An 18,680-nucleotide genomic window follows, 5' to 3' on the forward strand; every position below is an offset into this window, starting at 1 on the left:
ATTTGCGTGCGGCTTCTGTGAAGCTTTGGTGGGGCGCTTGAGCGGCTGGATCTGTGGTGGGTTTCGAGCGGGTCATTGGTCCAAGGGGATGAGGGTGTTCGGAGGACTGGTTGTGTGGGGGGGGGGAGTTCAGGTCATGGATGAAGCGTTTTCTCGTTTCTCCCGTGCTCTCCAGAAATGGCGGTTGATCGGTTGGACTTGAGTGATGCCAAGGGATTTAGTGGTTGGCGTAGCCGGTTGGAGGCGGTTGGAGCGGTTGGCGTTCGAACCACCTCCAACCACCCTCCAACCGGTCCTCCAACCGGTGGATCCCTTGGTACAACAGGGATCCAACCGATCAACCAAGGTTCAACCGATTCAGTGAGCTTCATGACGGCAGAACAGGCGCGAACAGGGTGAAGCCGTGGCCATCGATCTCCCGTAGTAGCCCCCGCCGGACCATGGACTTGGCTTGCTTGCGGATCAGCTCCATCTGCGACTTGGAGGGGTCGTATGTGTTGTGGAGGATCTCAGCGATCTGCCGGCAGGTGCCACCGTTCGGCCCCTTGAGTCCACCGATCGCCTCGAGCACTTGCCGCTGTTCCTCGGTCAGCTCAGCAAGCTTCCGGGTGCGTTTCTCATCGGCCTGGTGCTCGACCAGCCAGGCGGAGTGCTCACCAGTCCGGGACCAGCGGCCGGAGGCAGGGTCAAGGGTGACCACGAGATCAGAGCTAAGGCTGTCGCGTGATTCGCAGGCAAGGCGCCGATCAGGGGTGTCCTTCATCGGCAGGCTGCCGACCTTGCCAGCGTTGAGGTAGTGGAGGGTGAGGATCGTGCTGGCGGCACCGGCGATAGCGCTGTGGCCACTCAGGGCCTCAGTGCCGGTGGCCTCGGAGGACTTGTTGCAGTGATGGATCAGCAGCAGAGATCCGCCGGCATCCATGACGTCTGTCTTGAGTTCGTAGATCAGGGCACCGATCTCTGGATCGTTCTCCCCGAACGGGCATGACCGGGTGATGGATCGAAGGGAATCAACGATCACCACCGCGCCGGGATGGGCCTTGATGGCGTCTTGGAGCTCGTCGAGATCGTGTTCGGTGACGCGGAAGCGACGGACCCAAAGCAGGCGGGGATGGTCCCAGATCGCAAGCTGCTCCAGCTGGTTGTTGGTGCTGGCGTCGCCCTGGTCATCGGTGACGAGGATCACCGGGGGCTGGGATGGCGGGCTGCCGAAGCCCAGGAAGTCCTCCTGCTGGAGCAGCGCCCGGGCGGCAGCGACAGCGAGGCGAGTCTTTCCGACCTTGGGGCGTCCGCCGATGATCGTCAGGTCACCGGAAGGGATCAGTCCAGGGATCAGCCAGCGAATGGCCGGTTTGGGCATGGCCTGACGATCTGCCGCAGTGAGCAGTGAGAAGGTGTTGCCGGCCTGCCGGTCCTGGGCCTCGAGCACCTGAGCACCGAGTTCCTTGCTGGTGATGACGCTGCGCAGGTCGAGTGCTGCGAGGGCATGGCGCAGCCGTGCCAAGCGTCGGAGCGTGTTCCTCTCAGTGGTGACTAGGGCGGCGCAACAGCAGCGGAAGCATTCGAGCCGGCGGCAGAGGCTGAGCTTGGTGGACTTGCGTTTCTTCGGCCTCGACCTGGGTTTTGCTACTGCTGTCGGCACCGGCTTCAGTGCCCGCACCTTGGCGGCATCGGCAGCAGCCCTCAGCTCGGCGGGGACGTCAAGGGGGGGCAGGTTGCGGGAGGCCGTCATGACGCCCCCTGCTGGGCGAGGGAGGCAACGGCTTCAGGCGACGGCGTGCCAAGGACCCACCTGTGGAAGATCTCCAGGTCGGCGGCCTGATAGTCCACCAGCCGCTGCCATTGCTCGACGGCTGCCATGAGGCGTCCCAGGGAGGGGTCGTCTCTCCGGGCCTCCGCCAGGGGATCGCGGAGATCTTGCAGGTGGCGGCGAGTGGCCTCCAGCAGCTCCCGGCCGAGGCGGACGTCTTCAGCGGTGGCCTGATGCGGATCCGGCAGCGCGAGGGTGGCGTGGACGTAGGCCCGGACCCTCGCGAACACGTCGCGCAGCGCAGGGGCCAGGACGGCCACCTCGCGACGACGCTGGAGACGCTGGGCGGGCTTGAAGTCCACGCGGTCGACGTGGGGACGGAGGATCAGACTGTTGTCGGAAAATCCGCCGGAGAGGTTCACCACAGCCCAGCGGCGCCCCTCGATGTCGAGCACCTGGCCGAGCTTCAGGCCGGCGGGAGGGGTGAATCGCTCGCCCCAATAGCAGCTCAGCAGGTCATCCGATCGCCTGCACTTGTCATCGGTGTCACGGCCGCAGACCGGGCAGCGGCGATGTTTCCCGCTTGCAATCCATGGCTTGGTCATTGCCCCCCCTCCACGGCAGGGAAGGGCTTCCAATGCAGCAGCTCAGCCAGACAGCCAATACAGGTCGACATGGCAACACCTCAGGTCGAGGTAATTGCAGCCAACTCCTGGCGCCGCAAGCGGCCCCGATAAGAGAGGGCATCAACGCAGGCAGGGATGTTCCACTGCCTTGGCGAGTTGCAGAGGGGGCCAAAGCGCCAATGTTTCCCCTCAATCAGAAAGCTGTGGTGGTCGGCGTACCGCTTGAGAGTCCGCACAGAGACGCCAAGAGTGAGAGCAGCTTGCCCAGACGGAAGCCACCTCTCTTGATGGAGAGCCATGTTTATGAAATCGGAAGTTCTTTGATAGAAAGTCAGACCTCACAACAGGCGTCACGCCTAGTAGTGGCAAGTCGCTTAGATCAATCAGGCGTCACGCCTAGACGGATTTGCGGCGACTCAACGGAGAGGCCTCGCGCCAAACCGTGGACCGAGGACTTCACCCTTGGCGTCACGCCATAAGGTGTTGAGCACTCTGGTGAGGCCACTTTGCATGGCATGACCTGCCTTGTCAACCCTCCTGGAAGGCGGCCGCTTCCGCCATTGCATTGAGGCGATCCCTGCCTCTTCTGACGGACGCGTCGATGGTCTCACTGTCTGTCCAGGCGCCGTAGTGGAGCTGGTGAGTCTGCAAGCTGTGGCGCATGCATGCAGCTGTAACCCTTGGACTCAGGTCATAGACCTCATGGGCGCGAAGAGCGTACCCATGCCGGAAGCTGTAGGCCGACAGTCGGCCATCAGTTACAGCCACTTCAGTCTTCAGCAATTTCCATACAGCCCGGCGGTCCAGGTACTGACGAACCGACATGGCCGCAGCCCGATCGGTCGTTCCGAGTGGAGGTAGTTCCACGAGCTTGCTCTCCAATAGCCGTAGCAGACGGAGGCTTTCGCCCTCCATCCCGATTGGATCAAGACCTGGTACATCACCCGGGTTGCTATTGCCCCTTGCCGTCCGCTTGCGATACCCCACATGCAACTTGTCTGCGTTGGGCTGGCAATACTTCAGTTCCACCGGCCGCAGGCCAAAGCATCCCAGTAGGCCCACGGCCAGGCGCCACCTCGGATCTGGAATCGCCTCCAGCACCCTCATGAGTTGAGCATCCTTCAATGGTGTGGCTCCCTCCCGCTCCGTACGCGAGCCAGCTCTGCCCACAAAGGCAGTCAGATCATCGGGTGGCGTCCACCGCTCCGGTGCTCCTGTCTGGACCACGGTGTACCGGAGCAGCTGGGCGGCGTACTGGATCCGGAGCTTGCGTCCTCGGCTGCCAGGCTCGCCGCCGTAACGATCCCTCAGGGCCGCCAGCAACGTTCGTGCATCCCTTGGCACCGGCCTGGCTCCCATCACCATCAGCACCTTCGCCATCACCGGTCTGTAGGCCGCCTGCCAGGTCGATTCCTTCACGTCTCCGGTGTCAGCGGTCTTGTGCTTGTGGAACCGGTGGACCAGCTCCTGCCAGTCCATGCGCCCGAGCTGGGTCGCGGCGGGCGCACGCAGGAGGTCATAGGCCTCCTTCAGCCCGAGACGCTGGCCATCCATACGGTTGCGGATCTCCGGCAACAGTCCAAGCAGCTCACAGGTGCAATCGGCGTTCCAGGGCAGATCGAGCACCACGGAGCTGCGGCTGCCGTCTTCAAAGCGGTGGGTCAGCTGAACCTTGCCGGCGATTTCACGGATGCTCCAGCCGAAGCCGTGTTGCTGCTTGATGGCACCACGAACGTTGGCCACCCATTTGGCCGGCTGCGAACCCATCAGGCAGGAAGTCGGGGGAACGCCCCCATTGTGCGCAGAATCGTGCGCAGAATCGACCTCACACGTCCAGACAGGTCATCACAGGCTCCATGACCATGGCTCAGAACCCTTGTGCTGGAGCGGATTGTGGTGATGCCCGATGCCGGTTTCGAACCAGCGACATCCTGCTTGTAAGGCAGGCGCTCTACCGCTGAGCTAATCGGGCGGTTGGCCCATTCTGGCGGAGGGGGCGACGCGGACCAGGCATCCGGGGCCGGCGGCCGGTACCTTGCCGGCAGCGTCCGGAGCCCGGCCATGGCCAGCGGCCGCCGCCACGATCGCGCCACCCGATGGCTGGCCCTGCCCTTCGGGCTGCTGTGGGGGCCGGCCCTGGGGCCGGCGGGGGTGGCCGTCGCCACCGGCGCCTTCCTGCTCGGCGGCCTCTGGCTCTCCCCCGACCTCGACACCCGCTCCAACGCCACCCGCCGCTGGGGTCCCATGCGCCTGCTCTGGTGGCCCTACCGGCGCCTGCTCAGCCACCGCTCCCTGCTCTCCCACAGCCCCCTGCTGGGCACCAGCCTGCGGCTGCTGTGGCTGGCGGCGCTGGTGCTGCTCGCCTGCGCCGCCCTCGGGCCCCTGGGCGCCCCGCCGCCTGGCGAGCTGCTGCAGCGGGGCCGGGAACTCTGGGGTTCCCAGCGGCCCCTGCTGATCGCCGCCTTCGTGGGCCTGGAGGCCAGCAGCTGGCTGCACCTGCTCCAGGACGGCGATCCGATCCCGCGGCTGCCCCGGCCCCTGCGCGCCCTGCGCCGGCGCCTCAGCCGCCTCAGCAGCAGGAGCCGCCGCTGGCGGGGGCCGGCGCGGTCGCGGGTCCGTCGGCGGTAGGGGAGACCCCCCCGTCGAAGGGCAGGGCGCTGCCGCAGCCCTCGAACAGGCCGTAGTGGCGGCTGAAATCACCGATGAACTCGAAGTGGGGCGCCAGCCGGCTTTCGGCCAGCATCCGGAAGGTGTTGCCGCAGACCGGAAACACCCGTCCGGACTCGATGTGGTGGTGCTTGTCGAAGGGCAGGGCGTCGGGGTGGCCGGCGATGCTGCCGCGGTAGATCACCGCCTGGCCGTGGTCCTCGCAGGCGTCCTCCAGGGCCTCGATCTGGAACAGCCGGTAGGTGGCGGAGAAGAAGCGGATCGCGCCGGTGCGCGCCGCCAGCTCCGGGTCGGTGATCTCCAGGGGCCGGTCGTTCACCAGGCGCGGATCGGCGAAGCCGGCCTGGCGCGCCAGCCGCAGGAAGTCGTTCCAGTAGAGGGCGCCGCTGAGGCATTCGCCGTGCAGCACCGGGTCGTGGCGCAGGGCCTCGGGCACGCGCCGGTCGGCGTAGACGTCGGCGAAGAAGAATTCCCCGCCGGGCTTGAGCAGCCGCCGCACCCCGTTGAGCACCGCCAGCTTGTCCGCCGAGAGGTTGACCACGCAGTTGGAGATCACCAGATCGAAGCTGCCGGGCTCCAGTGGCAGCGCCTCCAGCTGCTCGATGCGGCCCTCCAGGAAACGCACATTGGCGTAACCGAACACCTCGGCGTGGTGGTCGGCATGGCGCCGGGCCACCTCCAGCTGCTCCGGCGTCATGTCGACGCCCACCACCTCGCCGCCGGCCCCCACCAGCTGGGCCAGCAGGTAGACATCGCGGCCGCTGCCGCAGCCCAGGTCGAGCACCCGCAGGCCCTCCAGCAGCGGCGGCACCACCAGGCCGCAGCCGTAGTAGCGGCTCAGCACCTCGGGGTGGATCCGGGCCAGCAGGGGCCGCAGCGGCGGCGGCATGCTGCTGGCATCGCAGCAGGCGCTGGTGCGCAGGTCGGCGCTGCTGCTGAGGGTGGAGCCGTAGTACTCCTGCACGCTGCGGTGCAGATCGGTGGCGCTGGTCATCGGGGGAGGGTCGTGGGGGCTGGGGCGGCGTGTGACTGGGACGGGCGGGGCTTCAGCTCAGGGCGCCCCCGCAGCTGGAGCCGGCGCCGGCGGTGCAGCCGAAACAGTGGTCGGCCACGGCGATCGGCGCCCCATCAGGGTCCCGTTCCAGCAGCTGGCGCAGGTGGGCCCGGGGGCCGCTGCCGGCCGGCAGGTCGAGCATCTGGTTGAAGTCACAGTCGTAGAGAGAGCCCTGCCAGTCGACGCTGATCGTCGAGCGGCACATCACCTGCTCCAGATTGGCCGGGTTGTGGTGCTGGCGCAGCAGTGCCCTGTAGTTCTCCAGCTGCCCCTGCTGGCCCAGCACCGCCGCGAAGCGCTGGATGGGCATGTTGGTGATCGTGAACAGGCGGTTGAAGCGCAGCCCGAAACGATCGGCCAGCTCACGCCGGTAGTCGGCCTCCAGGGCGGCCTGGGGCGGCGGCAGGCTGGGGCCCTGGGGGTTGTACACCAGATCCAGCTCCAGGCCTGCGTCCGGATCGCCGTAGCCGAGGGCGTTGAGCTGGCGCAGGCCCGCGAGGCTGCGCGCGAACACCCCATCACCCCTCTGCCGGTCGACGTTGTCGGCGAGGTAGCAGGGCAGGGAGGCCACCACCTTCACCCCCTGCTGGGCCAGGAACCCGGCCAGGTCCTCATGGCCGGGTTCGCTGAGGATGGTGAGGTTGCAGCGGTCGATCACGGCCACCCCCAGCCCCCGGGCCTGGCGCACCAGCTCGCGGAAGCCGGGATGCAGCTCCGGCGCACCGCCGGTGAGATCCAGGCTGGCGATCGCCCGGGCCCGCAGCACCGCCGGAACCAGGGCGATGGTCTCGGCCCCCATCATCTCGGTGCGGCTGGGGCCGGCGTTCACATGGCAGTGGCTGCAGCTCTGGTTGCAGCGGTAGCCAAGATTCACCTGCAGGGTGTCGAGGCGGCCGCGGCTCAGGGCCGGGAACGGCGGAGCCAGGGTGGTGGTGGAGCCGGTCAGATCGGCGACGCCCATGGATGGGGGGAACGGATGCCGGCGGAGTTACCGGCGGGGCGGCGAATCGGATGGGCGGAGTGGGGGCTCAGCTGGGCTGGGCTGCCGCCTCCTTCTGACCACCGATCACCAGCCGCAGCAGAATCGGGGCCAGGAAGGTGGTACCGATCACCATCAACAGGATGGCGGCTTCCAGGGCCGGGGTGAGGATGCCGGCCTGGGTTCCCAGACCCAGGAAGATCAGACCCACCTCGCCGCGGGGCATCATCCCCAGACCCACCACCAGGCGGTTGGTGGGGTCCTTGCTGGTGTAGGTCCAGCCCGTGGCCACCTTGCCGGCCACGGCCACCACCAGCAGGAACAGGGCCACCACCAGCCCCTCGCGGTTGGCGGGATCGAAGGGGTTGAGCACCGAGAGGTCCATGCCGGTGCCGATCAGCACGAAGAACACCGTGGCGAACAGGGCCACCAGGGGTTTGACGGCGGCTTCGATGTCGTGGGTGTGCTTGGAGGCACTGAGGATCAGGCCGGCGGCGAAAGCGCCCAGGGCGGCCTCCAGGCCGATCGCCTGGGCGGCGAAGCAGCAGAGGGTGAGCACCACGAAGCTGGCCACCGCCACATCGCCGGGGGCCTTGAGCTGATCCACCACCCAGTCGAAGGCGGGGGCGGCGAAGCGGCTGAGCACCAGGGCGACGGCCACGAAGATCACCGCCGCGACGCACAGCTGGATGACCGGTCCGAGGGTGAAGGAACCACCGCCGGCCAGGGACACCACCACCGCCAGGATCACGATGCCGAGGATGTCGTCGAGCACGGCGGCGCCGATGACGATCTGGCCTTCCTTGCGCTTCAGCCATTGCAGCTCGCCGAACACGCTCGCCGTGATGCCGATCGAGGTGGCCGTCATGGCGGCACCGGCGAACACGGCCGGGATGAACGGCACATGGAAGATGTAGTAGAGCCCGGCGGTGCCGGCGGCGAAGGGCAGCACCACGCCGGTGAAGGCCACGGTGCCGGCCTGGATGCCCACGGCCACCAATTCATCCAGCTCGCTCTCGAGGCCCGTGAGGAACAGCAGAGAGAACAGGCCGATCTCGGCCACCACCTTCAGGCTGGAAAACGTCTCGGAATACAGAGAACTGATGGACTCCGGGGTCATGCCGCCCAGGGAGCTCAGCATCCCGAGCAGAGCGCCGCTCAGCTGGGCCTGGGCTTCGGGGGGCACCACCAGGTGCAGGCCGGAGGCGCCGATGATCACGCCGGCGACCAGTTCGCCAAGGATGGTGGGCAGCTGCAGGCGCACCATCAGCTCCGCCATGAAGCGGGCCGCCACGAAAATCACGAGAAAACGGCCAACCCCGATCAGGGTTTCCGTCACTTCAACCTGGTGGCTGCCGACTTCCATCAGCAAGGTGGGCAGCAGATCCATCAGGTGGGGTACGGGTGGGTGCAGTTTTAGAAGGAAAGAGGCTTGAACTGTTGTCTGGACGACACCAGAAACCAAAGGATCCCGTGATGGATCCGATCAGCGCTGGTGATCGATGGCGTTGATCCACGCCAGCCAGCGACCTAGAGCAAGCCCACCCGTCCCGGCAGGAACGGGTGGGCGCCCGGGGACCCGATGGATCAGAACTTGTGGTCGCGCAGGGCTTCCACGGGGTAGATGTAGGTGATGATCGAGAAGTCCGCGTAAAACTTGGCTTCGATCTCACGGGTGATGGTGTCGGCCAGCTCGCGGGTGCCGGTGAGCACTTCGATCTTCACGTTGGAGAGGGTGTGGGACACACTCGGCTCGCCAGTGGAGCGCACATTGCGGCTCCCCTCACCACCAGCGGCGTTGACGGTGTAACCGGTGGCGCCTGCCGCCTTGATGAGCTTGACGAGCTTCTTGGAGAGAACTTCCTCCGCAACGATCACAAGCTTCCAGACCTGTTGACTCATGGGATTGACCTAAAGGGTGGTAGGCAGGAAATGGATTGGTGGATGAGAATCTATCGGCCGAGCATCACTTCTGCAATCCCGATGAAGAGGGGGATGCAGATGGCGATCGCCACGGGGGTGCCGATGGCGGTGGAGGCGCCGATGTAGGCCGAGGGATTGGCCGAGGGGATGCCGGCACGCAGGGTGGGCGGGCCCGAGATGTCCGAGCTGGAGGCGGCGATCACCGCCAGCACGACGGCACCACCGATGCTGAAGCCGGTGATCTTGTGGATGATCAGGCCAACGCCGAAGGCCAGGAAGCCGTGCACGATGGGGGAAATGAAGGCGTAGATGGCGAACCACTGGGCCACCTTGCGCAGCTCGTTCATCCGTTGGGCCGCCTCCATCCCCATGATGATCATCAGAACCGCCAGGAAGCCGCGGAACAGGGGGTTGAAGAAGCTCTCGTAGACGGGCTCAGGCTTGGTGAGGATGCCGAGGGCCACGCCCAGCAGCAGCGACGTGACGGCCGAACTCTGGATGCTTTCCTTGATGATTGGCCAGACTTGGACTTTCTCGGCGGTGTTGCCGGTCTTCTTGGAGAGGTAGACGCTGGCCACCACGATGGCCGTCACCAGCGCCGGGATGTCCATGAAGGGGTAGAGGGCCGCCGTCCAGGCCTCATAGGGGATCTTGGCGGAATCCAGCTGGGGCAGCACGGCCGCCAGGGTGGAGCCGCTCACCGCACCGAACAGACCGCCGGTGGCCACGGCGTCAGGCACGCTGATGCCGGGCAGTTTGCCCAGGGTCCAGCGGGCGAGGAAGACGATCACGATGCCCAGGCCCACGGCCGCAAGCGCCGGCAGAAAGATCTCGGTGGGGTTGGAATTCCGAATCGCGATCCCGCCCGTCAGGCCGATCTTCATCAGCAGGAAGAAGCTGATGAACTTGTAGATCGAATCAGGGATCGCCAGCTGGCTGCCAAGGGCGGCCACGATGATCCCGCCGATCAGGAATCCCAGGGTCGGGGACTGAACCTGCTCCAGGAAGAGCGGGAGGAAGTCGGAGATGAATGCCACGTGGTGTCGGAGTTCTCTTCGGTTGAGTGGCCGGAAAGGTAGCAGCCGCCACAGCCGGCCCGTCGAAGGTAACAAAGTGTAAAGTTTGCGTCACGTGGCTGGTCCTTGCCTGGTTCTGAGTTTCTTCTGTGTCGGAAGATGGCGGGCGTTGAAGGAATCCAGGCTCCGTGATCTCTGCGCCTCCAATGCCATTCAGCGGCCGTGAATCAGCAGCCTTTGCGTGATTCCGGTCGCGGCGCTGTTCTGCATCTGGAGCGGCAGGCGGTTCGTGCTGGTGGATAGATTTCCCCTGACTGGCCCAACGGAGGCTCTGCCGCCCATATCCTTTGCCCCGCAGGACCTCCGCCGGCATCCGGATGATGGCAAGGTGATTGCAGGTCGCCGCTTGGGGTGGTCGCGGCCGGGTCCACCGCCGCTCGATGGATCATCGCTTCACGGTGCGATCGATCGCCCCGGACCCTTGTCCTGTGGTCGCCGATGCCACCCCTGGTGTCGCCAACGACCATGGGCTCGGCGGAGCTCCTCGGCGGTGTCAGGGGATGGTGGGATGTGGTCAATGTCGCTCTCAGGCTGGGGCGGGCCTGAGGATCGGGCCCGCGCCGATCCCATCCCCGAGGTAGTCACAGCCACCGCCATGGGTATCCGCAGCCACCGGCAGGGCCCACCCGGACCCTGCCGTCAACGCCTGCGCCGCCATCGCCAAGGATGGTTCCCGTGGTTTTCGCCCGCCTGCGATGTCCGGTTCCCGGCCGCTTTCTGCCTCTCAAGCCGATGGGGTCACCCTGGAGGCCCTGGCCGAGTTGGTGGCGATCGTGGACCGCTTGCGGGATCCCCAGGGCGGTTGCCCCTGGGACCTGGCCCAGACCCACAGCACCCTGATTCCCTACGTGCTCGAGGAGGCCCATGAGGTGGCCGATGCGATCCGCCGCGGCGACGACGATCACCTGGCCGAAGAGCTGGGGGACCTGCTGCTGCAGGTGGTTCTGCACGCCCGCATCGCCAGTGAGGCGGGGCGCTTCGACCTGGCCGCCGTCGCCCGCGCCATCGCCGCCAAGCTGGTGCGCCGCCACCCGCACGTGTTCGATCCGGCGGCGGAGCGGGCCGACGATCCGGAGGCCGTGCGCCGCAGCTGGGAGGCGATCAAGGCCGCCGAGCGCCAGCAGCCAGCCGGCGCCAGCCCCCTCAGCGACCGCCTGGCGGAGAAGGTGCGCGGCCAGCCCGCGCTGGCCGGCGCCATGACGATCTCGCGCAAGGCCGCCGCCGCCGGCTTCGAGTGGGACGCCATCGAGGGAGTGTGGGCCAAGGTGCAGGAGGAGCTGGACGAGCTGCGGGAGGCCGTGGCCAGCGGCGACCGGGCCCATGCCCAGGAGGAACTGGGCGACGTGCTCTTCACCCTGGTGAACGTGGCCCGCTGGTGCGGTATTGACCCGGAGGAGGGCCTGGCGGGCACCAACCGCCGCTTCCTCGACCGCTTCTCCCGGGTCGAGGCCGCCCTGGGCGGCGACCTCGCTGGCCGCGGCATCGCCGAGCTGGAGGGCCACTGGCGGGCCGCCAAGGCCCAGATCCGTGCCGAGCAGGATCCCGGCCCTAGGCCTCCTCAGGCGGGCCCTGCCGCCGGTGGTTCTTGATCGATCCCCGCTGCCGTTTGGCCTTCAGCCGGCGCTCCACCGAGCCGCGGCTGGGCTTGGTCGGCCGGCGGGGCGGCGGCGGCGGCGCGATCGCCGCCTGGATCAGCTCCACCAGGCGCTTCTGGGCTGCCTGACGGTTCTGCCACTGGGAGCGGTGCTCCGCTGCCACCACCACCAGGCCCGCCGGGGTGAGCCGGCCGGCCAGCCGCCGCAGGGCCCGCTCCCGCAGGGCGGGGGGCAGGGCATCGCTGGCGGCCAGGTCGTACACCAGCTCCACCCGGGAGTCGGTGGTGTTCACCCCCTGGCCGCCGGGGCCGGAGGCGCGCGAGAAGCGCCAGCCCAGCTCGGCCGCCGGGATCACCCGGCCGTTCCCCAGGGGCAGATCGCCGCTCACACCAGGCTCACTTCGCCGCTGCCGATGTCGAAGTAGGCGGCCTGGATGGTCAGCCGTCCCTCCGCCACCGCCTGGTGCAGCAGGGCACTGCGCCGGGGCAGCGCGGCGGCGGCGGCGGCGGCGTTGTGGCGCACCGCCTGGGCGAGGTCGGCGCCCGGCTCGAGGCTGGCCCGGATCGGCGTCACCAGCTCCTCCAGCAGGGGCGTGAGCGGGTGGCTGGCCATCGCGGCGGTCACCGCGCCGCAGCCGCTGTGGCCCATCACCAGGATCAGGGGCACCGCCAGCTCAGCCACGGCGTACTCCAGCGAGGCCACCCCCGCATCGAAGGCCGTGTTGCCGGCGCTGCGCACCTCGAACAGTTCCCCGGCCCCGCAGGCGAAGATCCACTCCGGCGCCACCCGCGAATCGGCGCAGCAGAGCACCGAGGCCCAGGGCCGCTGGCCGGCGGCCAGGGCATCGGGGCGCACCTGGCAGTGCATCGGCCAGCTCTCGTGCAGCAGGGTGGCCCGCGACAGGGGATCGGCGCTGCGCTCGGCGTCCTGCCAGGTGCGGCAGAAGTCGCGGTTGCGGCGCAGCAGCTCCTGGAGCGGATCGCCGCCGGGGCGGCACACCGAAAGCCGCTCCACCAGGGTGCCGTCCGCCGCCGCGGCCGCCGCCGGCCGGGGCGCCAGGGTCTCCAGGGCCACGCTGGCGCCCGCCAGGGCGAGGAGCCTCATCAGTTGGCGTCTGGAATGTGCCATGGCGCCGTGACAAGGGGTCCTGCCGAAGGTTTAGCTGGAAAGCCACGAGCCAACCGCATGGGACCGCAACAGCCACCGGCCGACGCCTGCCCCCCGGACGCCTGGGTGGACGAGGAACTGGGCGGGGTGCGCTACGGCCTGGCCGCCACCGTGGTGGAGGAGCACACCAGCCCCTACCAGCGCATCACCATCATCGACAGCCAGACCTACGGCAAGGGGCTGCTGCTCGACGGCTGCTGGATGACGGCGGAACGGCAGGAACGGCATTACCACGAACCGCTGGTGCATCCGGCCCTCTGCGCCGCCGCCTCCATCGAGCGGGTGCTGGTGATCGGCGGCGGTGACGGCGGCACCGCCCGCGAATGCCTGCGCCACCCCGGCGTCGCCCACCTCGACATGGTGGAGATCGACGGGCTGGTGGTGGAGCTCTCCCGCAAGCACCTGCCCAGCCTGGGCGGCGACGCCTGGAGCGACCCCCGCTTCCACCTCACCGTCGGCGACGGCATCGCCTGGGCGGCCAACGCCCCCGACGCCAGCTACGACGTGGTGCTGGTGGACGGCTCCGATCCCGCCGGGCCGGCCGAGGGCCTGTTCAACCGCACGTTCTTCCAGAACTGCCGCCGCCTGCTGCGCCCCGGCGGCGTGTTCGCCACCCAGAGCGAATCCCCCGAGGCCTTCCGCCAGGTCCACATCGACACCGTGCGGCTGCTGCGCGAGGTGTTCGGCCACGCCGATCCGATGTACGGCTGGGTGCCGATGTACCCGAGCGGCTGGTGGAGCTGGACCTTCGCCTGCCCTGACGGCCCCCGCTACCTGGAGCCGCTGCCGGAGCGGGCCGCGGCGGTGGCGCCGGGCTGCAGCATCTGGTCGCCCCGCTGGCAGCGGGGGGCCTTCGAGGCGGTGCCGGCCTTCGTGGAGCGCGCGCTGACCGACGCGGCGAGCCAGCCATGAGCCAGGAGCTGTTCGACACCGAAGGGGCGATCTACATGGGCGCCCGCCGCGACCCCCGTGGCTGCGCCGTGGGCCTGTTCGGCGTTCCCTACGACGGCACCACCTCCTTCCGCCCCGGCACCCGCTTCGGCCCGGCGGCGATCCGGGACGTGAGCAGCGGCCTGGAGAGCTACGACCCCCAGCTCGACCTTGATCTCGAGGACCTGGCCTTTGCCGACCTCGGGGCGGTGGCGATCCCCTTCGGCGCCCCCGAACCGGTGGTGGAGGCCGTGGGCCGGGCGACTGAGGCGGTGCTGGATCTGGGTCTGGCGCCCCTGATGCTGGGAGGTGAGCACTCGATCAGCAGCGGCGCGGTGGCGGCGGTGGCGCGGCGCTATCCCGATCTGGTGCTGGTGCAGCTCGATGCCCACGCTGACCTGCGCCAGGAGTGGCTCGGGGCCCACCACAGCCACGCCTGCGCCATGCGCCGCTGCCTGGAGGTGCTGCCCAGCGGCGAGCTGCGCCAGATCGCCATCCGCAGCGGCACCCGCGAGGAGTTCCGGGAGCTGCATACCAGCGGCCGCCTGGTGCCGATCGACGCCATGGCGGCGGCGCTGGCCCCCCTGCGGGGCCGGCCCCTCTATCTCACCGTTGACCTCGACTGGTTCGATCCGGCGGTGCTGCCGGGCACGGGCACGCCCGAACCCGGCGGCTTCCACTGGCCCCAGTTCGCTGAGCTGGTGGAGGAGCTGCGCCAGCACCGGCTCTTGGCCGCCGACGTGGTGGAGCTGGCCCCCCAGCTCGACCCCAGCGGCGTCAGCGCCGTGCTGGCCGCCAAGGTGACCCGCAGCCTGCTGCTGCTGCTCGGGCGGCCGGTTACCTCAGGCGCCCCGGCTCAGTAGCAGCAGGTGCCGCTGGTTCGCTGCTCGCGCAGGCGGGTGTGCTGCTGGCCGATCAGCTGCACGGCCAGGGTGGGGTGGTTGTGCAGCAGGTTGAGGAAGCGGAGCCGATCGAGGCGCAGCACCTCCACGGGGGTGCGTGCGAAGGCGTCGCTGCGGTGGCTCAGCTCGCGCCAGGTGATGTCCTGGTAGCTGAACAGCTCACCGGGGCGGTAGCAGGTTTTTTCGCCCTGCTCGCCCACCAGCTCGACGATGCCGCGACGCACGGCGTAGATGGCGTTGGCGCTGGCGCCGCGGCTGAAGACGTGGGCGCCGGTCGGGAGGGTGAAGGTCTCACAATCCACATGAACGGCCATCAGCTCAAGGGGTGATGGGGATGTGGCGGTTCTGATCAATGCAGGGGACCTCCGTGGTCGGGGTGGACGGGGTTCTGCCTTCCTAGGGCCAAACGGACCGTTCCGCTACTGGAAGGGAGGGAGAATAGGGAGAAGAAAGGCGAAACGGAAGCATCCGTCACGCTTTTCAGCTTTTACTCGGAATTCAGAATAGCCCGGTGGCCAGGCTCAGCTGCTGGCTGGCCACCGGAAGGCGTGCCTGCTTCAGCGCCGCCTCGGGGGACACCACCGGCAGCCGCGGCGGTCGTGCCGTCCAGTGGTGGCACCAGAGGTCGGCCACCAGTTCGGGATGGATAGGGAGCTGGCGCAGCTGGCACCATCCCATCTCCACCCCGGCGGGAGGGGTGCAGTGGCGGCAGCTGCGGCAGTTGGGACGGTTGCCCATCCTCTTGACCCATTGGGCCATTCAAGGTACGCATTTCCTTGCCGGTGTGATAGGGGTGGAAGCCGAATCACAGGCTTTCTTCGGTATTGGAGGTCGCCGCTCCATAGGATCGCGCCACCCTGCTCCGGCGTCCCCCCTGGCCGGCCGGTCGCCTCCGATGGATTCCACCTCCCTGCGCCGCACACCCCTGGACGCCGCCGCCACCGCCGCCGGGGCCCGCATGGTGCCCTTCGCCGGCTGGCAGATGGCGATCCAGTTCGCCGGCCTGGTGCAGGAGCACAACGCCGTGCGGCAGCACTGCGGTGTCTTCGACATCTCCCACATGGGGGTGCTCACCCTGCGGGGCGAGGGCACCAAGGACGCCCTGCAGCGGCTGGTGCCCACCGACCTGTTCCGCATCGGCCCCGGCGAGGCCTGCTACACGGTGCTGCTCAACGAGGCTGGCGGCATCCTTGACGACCTGATCGTCTATGACCGCGGTCGCGTCGCTGGTCCCGAGGGGGAGCGTGATGAAGTGGTGCTGGTGATCAACGCCGCCTGCGCCGAGGCCGACACCGCCTGGATCACCGGCCAGCTCGAGCCCGAGGGCATCACCATCACCGACCGCAAGGGCGACGGGGTGCTGCTGGCCCTGCAGGGTCCGGAGGCCCCCGCCCGCCTCGAGGCCCTGGTGGGCACGAGCCTGGCGGGCCTGCCCCGCTTCGGCCACCGGGAGCTGGCCATCGACGGTGCGCCGGTGTTCGTGGGCCGCACGGGCTACACCGGCGAGGACGGCTTCGAGCTGCTGCTGGGCCGCGAGGCCGGCGTGGCGCTGTGGCAGCGGCTGCTGGCCGACGGCGTCACCCCCTGCGGTCTCGGCGCCCGCGATACCCTGCGGCTGGAGGCGGCGATGCACCTCTACGGCAACGAGATGGACGCGGCCACCACGCCGCTGGAGGCGGGCCTGGGCTGGCTGGTGCACCTGGAGATGCCGGCCGACTTCATCGGCCGTGCCGCCCTCGAACGCCAGACCGCCGAGGGGGTGGGGCGGAAGCTGGTGGGTCTGAAGCTGCTGGGCCGCGCCATCGCCCGCCATGGCTATCCGGTGCTCCTCGATGGGGAGCCGGTGGGCGAGGTCACCAGCGGCACCTGGTCCCCCACCCTGGGGGAAGCGGTGGCCCTGGCCTATGTGCCCTCGGCGGCGGCGAAGCCCGGCACGGAGCTGGCGGTGGAGATCCGCGGGCGGGCCGAGCCCGCCGTGGTGGTCAAACGGCCGTTCTACCGGCGCGGCTGAGCACCCTTATCTGCGCTGGTCCGGCCCCTCCAGAACGGCCCGCAGGCGCCCTGTGGGAAACTCGCGGATTCGTTCTGCTTGCCACCATGCGCAGCCACGGGTGCGGCGATCTGCGCAACGACGCCATCGGCCAGCAGGCCCAGCTGTGCGGCTGGGTCGACCGGCGCCGTGACCACGGCGGCGTGATCTTCATCGACCTGCGCGACCGCAGCGGCACCGTGCAGATCACGGTGGATCCCGACCTGGCCCCCGCCGCCTTCGCCGTGGCCGAGCGGCTGCGCAACGAGACCGTCCTGCGGGTGGAGGGCAAGGTGCGGGCCCGGCCGGCCGAGTCCCTCAACGAACGCCTGGCCACTGGCGCCATCGAGGTGCTGGCGAGCGGCATCACGGTGCTCAACGAGGTGCGCGGCAACCTCCCCTTCCCGGTGTCGGTGCACGACGAGGAGAACACCCGCGAGGAGCTGCGCCTGCGCCACCGCTACCTCGACCTGCGCCGCGAGCGCATGGGCCGCAACCTGCGCCTGCGCCACGCCACCGTGAAGGCCGCCCGCGGCTATCTGGAGGGGGAGGGCTTCATCGAGGTGGAGACCCCGGTGCTCACCCGCTCCACCCCCGAGGGCGCCCGCGACTACCTGGTGCCGTCGCGGGTCTGCGGCGGTGAGTGGTTCGCCCTGCCCCAGTCGCCCCAGCTGTTCAAGCAGCTGCTGATGGTGGGCGGCATCGAGCGGTATTTCCAGGTGGCCCGCTGCTTCCGCGACGAGGACCTGCGGGCCGACCGCCAGCCGGAGTTCACCCAGCTGGACATGGAGATGAGCTTCATGGACCAGGAGGAGATCCTGGCGCTCAACGAGGGCCTGATCGCCGCCATCTGGAAGCAGGTGAAGGGCATCGAGCTGCCGCGGCCGTTCCCCCGCCTCACCTGGCACGAGGCGATGGCGCGCTACGGCACCGACCGGCCCGACACCCGCTACGGCATGGAGCTCACCGACGCCTCGGACATCGTCCGGGACATGGGCTTCAAGGTGTTCTCCGGCGCGGTGGCCGCCGGGGGCTCGGTGAAGTGCATCGCCGTGGCCGGCGGCAACGAGGCCGTCAGCAACGTGCGCATCAAGCCCGGTGGGGATGTGTTCAGTGAGGCCCAGAAGGCGGGGGCCGGCGGCCTGGCCTTCATCCGGGTGCGGGCCGGCGGCGAGATCGACACGATCGGCGCCATCAAGGACAACCTCACGGCCGAGATGAAGGCGGAACTGCTGGAGCGCACCGGCGCCACGGAAGGCACCCTGCTGCTGTTCGGTGCCGGCGACACCGCCACCGTCAACAAGGCCCTCGACCGGGTGCGCCAGTACCTGGCCCGCGAACTCGGCCTGGTGCCGGCCGAGCGGGACAACGACCAGTGGAACTTCCTCTGGGTGGTGGACTTCCCGATGTTCGAGTTCAACGCCGGCGAGAACCGCCTCGAAGCTCTGCACCACCCCTTCTGCGCCCCCAACGCTGAGGATCTGGGCAGCGATCCGGCCGCCTGGGCCGGGACGCTCCCCACGGCCCGGGCCCAGGCCTACGACCTGGTGCTCAACGGCCTGGAGCTGGGGGGCGGCTCGCTGCGCATCCACGATTCCGCTCTGCAGCGCCAGGTGCTGCAGACCATCGGCCTGCCGCTGGAGGAGGCCGAGCGCCAGTTCGGCTTCCTGATGGAGGCCCTCGACATGGGCGCCCCGCCCCACGGCGGTATCGCCTTCGGCATGGACCGGCTGGTGATGCTGCTGGCCGGCGAGGAGTCGATCCGCGACACGATCGCCTTCCCCAAGACCCAGCAGGCCCGCTGCCTGATGACCCAGGCCCCGGCCGATGTGGCGCCCAAGCAGCTGGAGGAGCTGCACGTGGCCAGCACCTGGACGGAGGAGGAGGGCTGAGGGGCACCGCTGCCGCGCCATTGCCGCCATGGCGCTGTCATAAAGCGGACTCACTTCGCCTTAGACTGGCCTCTCCCGCTCTCCCGCTCC

18 protein-coding genes and 1 tRNA gene are annotated in these 18,680 nt (G+C 68.7%); 6 read left to right on the plus strand and 13 right to left on the minus strand.

The genetic code is table 11. The features are described from left to right. Nucleotides 1–367 precede the first annotated feature (367 nt). The 4 genes from KUG38_RS05665 to KUG38_RS05680 all read right to left on the minus strand — a co-directional run bounded on the left by KUG38_RS05665 (nt 368) and on the right by KUG38_RS05680 (nt 4,348). A complete protein-coding gene (locus KUG38_RS05665) occupies nt 368–1,732 on the minus strand; it encodes an AAA family ATPase (protein WP_216919721.1) in 1,365 nt (454 codons plus the stop codon). Continuing rightward, on the minus strand, nt 1,729–2,355 hold the full coding sequence (locus KUG38_RS05670; RefSeq protein WP_216919723.1) for a hypothetical protein: 627 nt from the start codon (nt 2,353–2,355) through the stop codon (nt 1,729–1,731). The genes KUG38_RS05665 and KUG38_RS05670 overlap by 4 nt, the downstream gene beginning before the upstream one ends. A 549-nt stretch (nt 2,356–2,904) precedes the next feature. Beyond that, nucleotides 2,905–4,143: a site-specific integrase gene (locus KUG38_RS05675; RefSeq protein ID WP_216919725.1), complete on the minus strand. Its 1,239-nt coding sequence runs from the start codon at nt 4,141–4,143 to the stop codon at nt 2,905–2,907. A gap of 133 nt (nt 4,144–4,276) precedes the next feature. After that, a tRNA-Val gene (locus KUG38_RS05680) sits at nt 4,277–4,348 on the minus strand. An 89-nt stretch (nt 4,349–4,437) separates the two neighbouring features. Between KUG38_RS05680 and KUG38_RS05685 the strand changes: the two genes are divergently transcribed. Continuing rightward, nucleotides 4,438–5,004: a metal-binding protein gene (locus tag KUG38_RS05685; protein WP_216919727.1), complete on the plus strand. Its 567-nt coding sequence runs from the start codon at nt 4,438–4,440 to the stop codon at nt 5,002–5,004. On the opposite strand, the gene KUG38_RS05690 is transcribed toward KUG38_RS05685, so the two are convergent. The 5 genes from KUG38_RS05690 to KUG38_RS05710 form a co-directional block, all read right to left on the minus strand. Next, nucleotides 4,946–6,037, minus strand: coding sequence for a methyltransferase domain-containing protein (locus tag KUG38_RS05690; protein WP_216919728.1), 1,092 nt, complete (start codon nt 6,035–6,037; stop codon nt 4,946–4,948). The genes KUG38_RS05685 and KUG38_RS05690 overlap by 59 nt on opposite strands. A 52-nt stretch (nt 6,038–6,089) precedes the next feature. After that, the gene (gene arsS, locus KUG38_RS05695; protein ID WP_216919730.1) at nt 6,090–7,058 is read right to left on the minus strand and encodes an arsenosugar biosynthesis radical SAM (seleno)protein ArsS; all 969 of its coding nucleotides are present in this window, start codon (nt 7,056–7,058) and stop codon (nt 6,090–6,092) included. A 67-nt stretch (nt 7,059–7,125) separates the two neighbouring features. Continuing rightward, nucleotides 7,126–8,466: a cation:proton antiporter gene (locus KUG38_RS05700; protein WP_216919732.1), complete on the minus strand. Its 1,341-nt coding sequence runs from the start codon at nt 8,464–8,466 to the stop codon at nt 7,126–7,128. Between the two features lie 197 nt (nt 8,467–8,663). Beyond that, nucleotides 8,664–8,978 (minus strand): P-II family nitrogen regulator, encoded by a 315-nt coding sequence (locus tag KUG38_RS05705; protein WP_015110057.1) that lies wholly within the window; start codon nt 8,976–8,978, stop codon nt 8,664–8,666. 50 nt (nt 8,979–9,028) lie between these two features. Continuing rightward, nucleotides 9,029–10,036: a sodium-dependent bicarbonate transport family permease gene (locus tag KUG38_RS05710; RefSeq protein WP_216919735.1), complete on the minus strand. Its 1,008-nt coding sequence runs from the start codon at nt 10,034–10,036 to the stop codon at nt 9,029–9,031. 734 nt (nt 10,037–10,770) lie between these two features. Here KUG38_RS05710 and mazG point away from each other — a divergent pair. After that, on the plus strand, nt 10,771–11,664 hold the full coding sequence (gene mazG / locus KUG38_RS05715; protein WP_216919737.1) for a nucleoside triphosphate pyrophosphohydrolase: 894 nt from the start codon (nt 10,771–10,773) through the stop codon (nt 11,662–11,664). Here mazG and arfB read toward each other — a convergent pair. Together arfB and KUG38_RS05725 are read right to left on the minus strand one after the other, a co-directional pair. After that, nucleotides 11,624–12,058 carry an alternative ribosome rescue aminoacyl-tRNA hydrolase ArfB gene (gene arfB, locus KUG38_RS05720; protein ID WP_190610075.1) on the minus strand — a complete coding sequence of 145 codons (435 nt, stop codon included), beginning with the start codon at nt 12,056–12,058 and terminating at the stop codon, nt 11,624–11,626. The two genes, mazG and arfB, sit on opposite strands and share 41 nt — an antisense overlap. Next, nucleotides 12,055–12,774: a carbonic anhydrase gene (locus tag KUG38_RS05725; protein ID WP_286195653.1), complete on the minus strand. Its 720-nt coding sequence runs from the start codon at nt 12,772–12,774 to the stop codon at nt 12,055–12,057. The genes arfB and KUG38_RS05725 overlap by 4 nt, the downstream gene beginning before the upstream one ends. 81 nt (nt 12,775–12,855) lie before the next feature. Between KUG38_RS05725 and speE the strand changes: the two genes are divergently transcribed. Beyond that, nucleotides 12,856–13,749, plus strand: a complete 894-nt coding sequence (gene speE / locus KUG38_RS05730) for a polyamine aminopropyltransferase (RefSeq protein WP_216919741.1) — start codon at nt 12,856–12,858, stop codon at nt 13,747–13,749. Further along, nucleotides 13,746–14,630, plus strand: coding sequence for an agmatinase (gene speB, locus KUG38_RS05735; protein ID WP_216919743.1), 885 nt, complete (start codon nt 13,746–13,748; stop codon nt 14,628–14,630). Before speE ends, speB begins: the two co-directional genes overlap by 4 nt. Here speB and KUG38_RS05740 read toward each other — a convergent pair. Both KUG38_RS05740 and KUG38_RS05745 read right to left on the minus strand, forming a co-directional pair. Beyond that, nucleotides 14,624–14,983 (minus strand): cyclic nucleotide-binding domain-containing protein, encoded by a 360-nt coding sequence (locus tag KUG38_RS05740; RefSeq protein WP_286195655.1) that lies wholly within the window; start codon nt 14,981–14,983, stop codon nt 14,624–14,626. The two genes, speB and KUG38_RS05740, sit on opposite strands and share 7 nt — an antisense overlap. Before the next feature lie 184 nt (nt 14,984–15,167). Continuing rightward, nucleotides 15,168–15,407, minus strand: coding sequence for a hypothetical protein (locus KUG38_RS05745; RefSeq protein ID WP_216919747.1), 240 nt, complete (start codon nt 15,405–15,407; stop codon nt 15,168–15,170). Nucleotides 15,408–15,564: 157 nt separating this feature from the next. Here KUG38_RS05745 and gcvT point away from each other — a divergent pair, with 157 nt between their 5' ends. Further along, the gene (gene gcvT / locus KUG38_RS05750; protein ID WP_216919750.1) at nt 15,565–16,680 is read left to right on the plus strand and encodes a glycine cleavage system aminomethyltransferase GcvT; all 1,116 of its coding nucleotides are present in this window, start codon (nt 15,565–15,567) and stop codon (nt 16,678–16,680) included. Nucleotides 16,681–16,766: 86 nt separating this feature from the next. Continuing rightward, the gene (gene aspS / locus KUG38_RS05755; RefSeq protein WP_216919752.1) at nt 16,767–18,590 is read left to right on the plus strand and encodes an aspartate--tRNA ligase; all 1,824 of its coding nucleotides are present in this window, start codon (nt 16,767–16,769) and stop codon (nt 18,588–18,590) included. The last annotated feature ends 90 nt before the right edge of the window (nt 18,591–18,680 follow it).

The sequence above is a fragment of the Synechococcus sp. CCAP 1479/9 genome (assembly GCF_019038535.1).
Classification (GTDB): Bacteria; Cyanobacteriota; Cyanobacteriia; order PCC-6307; family Cyanobiaceae; genus Cyanobium.

Excerpts from the sequence above, each read along its gene's own strand:
- KUG38_RS05700 (WP_216919732.1), bottom strand. The coding sequence starts at position 8,466 with ATGGATCTGCTGCCCACCTTGCTGATGGAAGTCGGCAGCCACCAGGTT.
- KUG38_RS05725 (WP_286195653.1), bottom strand. The coding sequence starts at position 12,774 with ATGAGGCTCCTCGCCCTGGCGGGCGCCAGCGTGGCCCTGGAGACCCTG.
- KUG38_RS05690 (WP_216919728.1), bottom strand. The coding sequence starts at position 6,037 with ATGACCAGCGCCACCGATCTGCACCGCAGCGTGCAGGAGTACTACGGC.
- KUG38_RS05665 (WP_216919721.1), bottom strand. The coding sequence starts at position 1,732 with ATGACGGCCTCCCGCAACCTGCCCCCCCTTGACGTCCCCGCCGAGCTG.
- aspS (WP_216919752.1), top strand. The coding sequence starts at position 16,767 with ATGCGCAGCCACGGGTGCGGCGATCTGCGCAACGACGCCATCGGCCAG.
- KUG38_RS05745 (WP_216919747.1), bottom strand. The coding sequence starts at position 15,407 with ATGGGCAACCGTCCCAACTGCCGCAGCTGCCGCCACTGCACCCCTCCC.
- KUG38_RS05705 (WP_015110057.1), bottom strand. The coding sequence starts at position 8,978 with ATGAGTCAACAGGTCTGGAAGCTTGTGATCGTTGCGGAGGAAGTTCTC.
- speB (WP_216919743.1), top strand. The coding sequence starts at position 13,746 with ATGAGCCAGGAGCTGTTCGACACCGAAGGGGCGATCTACATGGGCGCC.
- KUG38_RS05740 (WP_286195655.1), bottom strand. The coding sequence starts at position 14,983 with ATGGCCGTTCATGTGGATTGTGAGACCTTCACCCTCCCGACCGGCGCC.
- KUG38_RS05685 (WP_216919727.1), top strand. The coding sequence starts at position 4,438 with ATGGCCAGCGGCCGCCGCCACGATCGCGCCACCCGATGGCTGGCCCTG.
- KUG38_RS05670 (WP_216919723.1), bottom strand. The coding sequence starts at position 2,355 with ATGACCAAGCCATGGATTGCAAGCGGGAAACATCGCCGCTGCCCGGTC.
- arsS (WP_216919730.1), bottom strand. The coding sequence starts at position 7,058 with ATGGGCGTCGCCGATCTGACCGGCTCCACCACCACCCTGGCTCCGCCG.
- gcvT (WP_216919750.1), top strand. The coding sequence starts at position 15,565 with ATGGATTCCACCTCCCTGCGCCGCACACCCCTGGACGCCGCCGCCACC.
- speE (WP_216919741.1), top strand. The coding sequence starts at position 12,856 with ATGGGACCGCAACAGCCACCGGCCGACGCCTGCCCCCCGGACGCCTGG.
- mazG (WP_216919737.1), top strand. The coding sequence starts at position 10,771 with ATGTCCGGTTCCCGGCCGCTTTCTGCCTCTCAAGCCGATGGGGTCACC.
- KUG38_RS05675 (WP_216919725.1), bottom strand. The coding sequence starts at position 4,143 with ATGGGTTCGCAGCCGGCCAAATGGGTGGCCAACGTTCGTGGTGCCATC.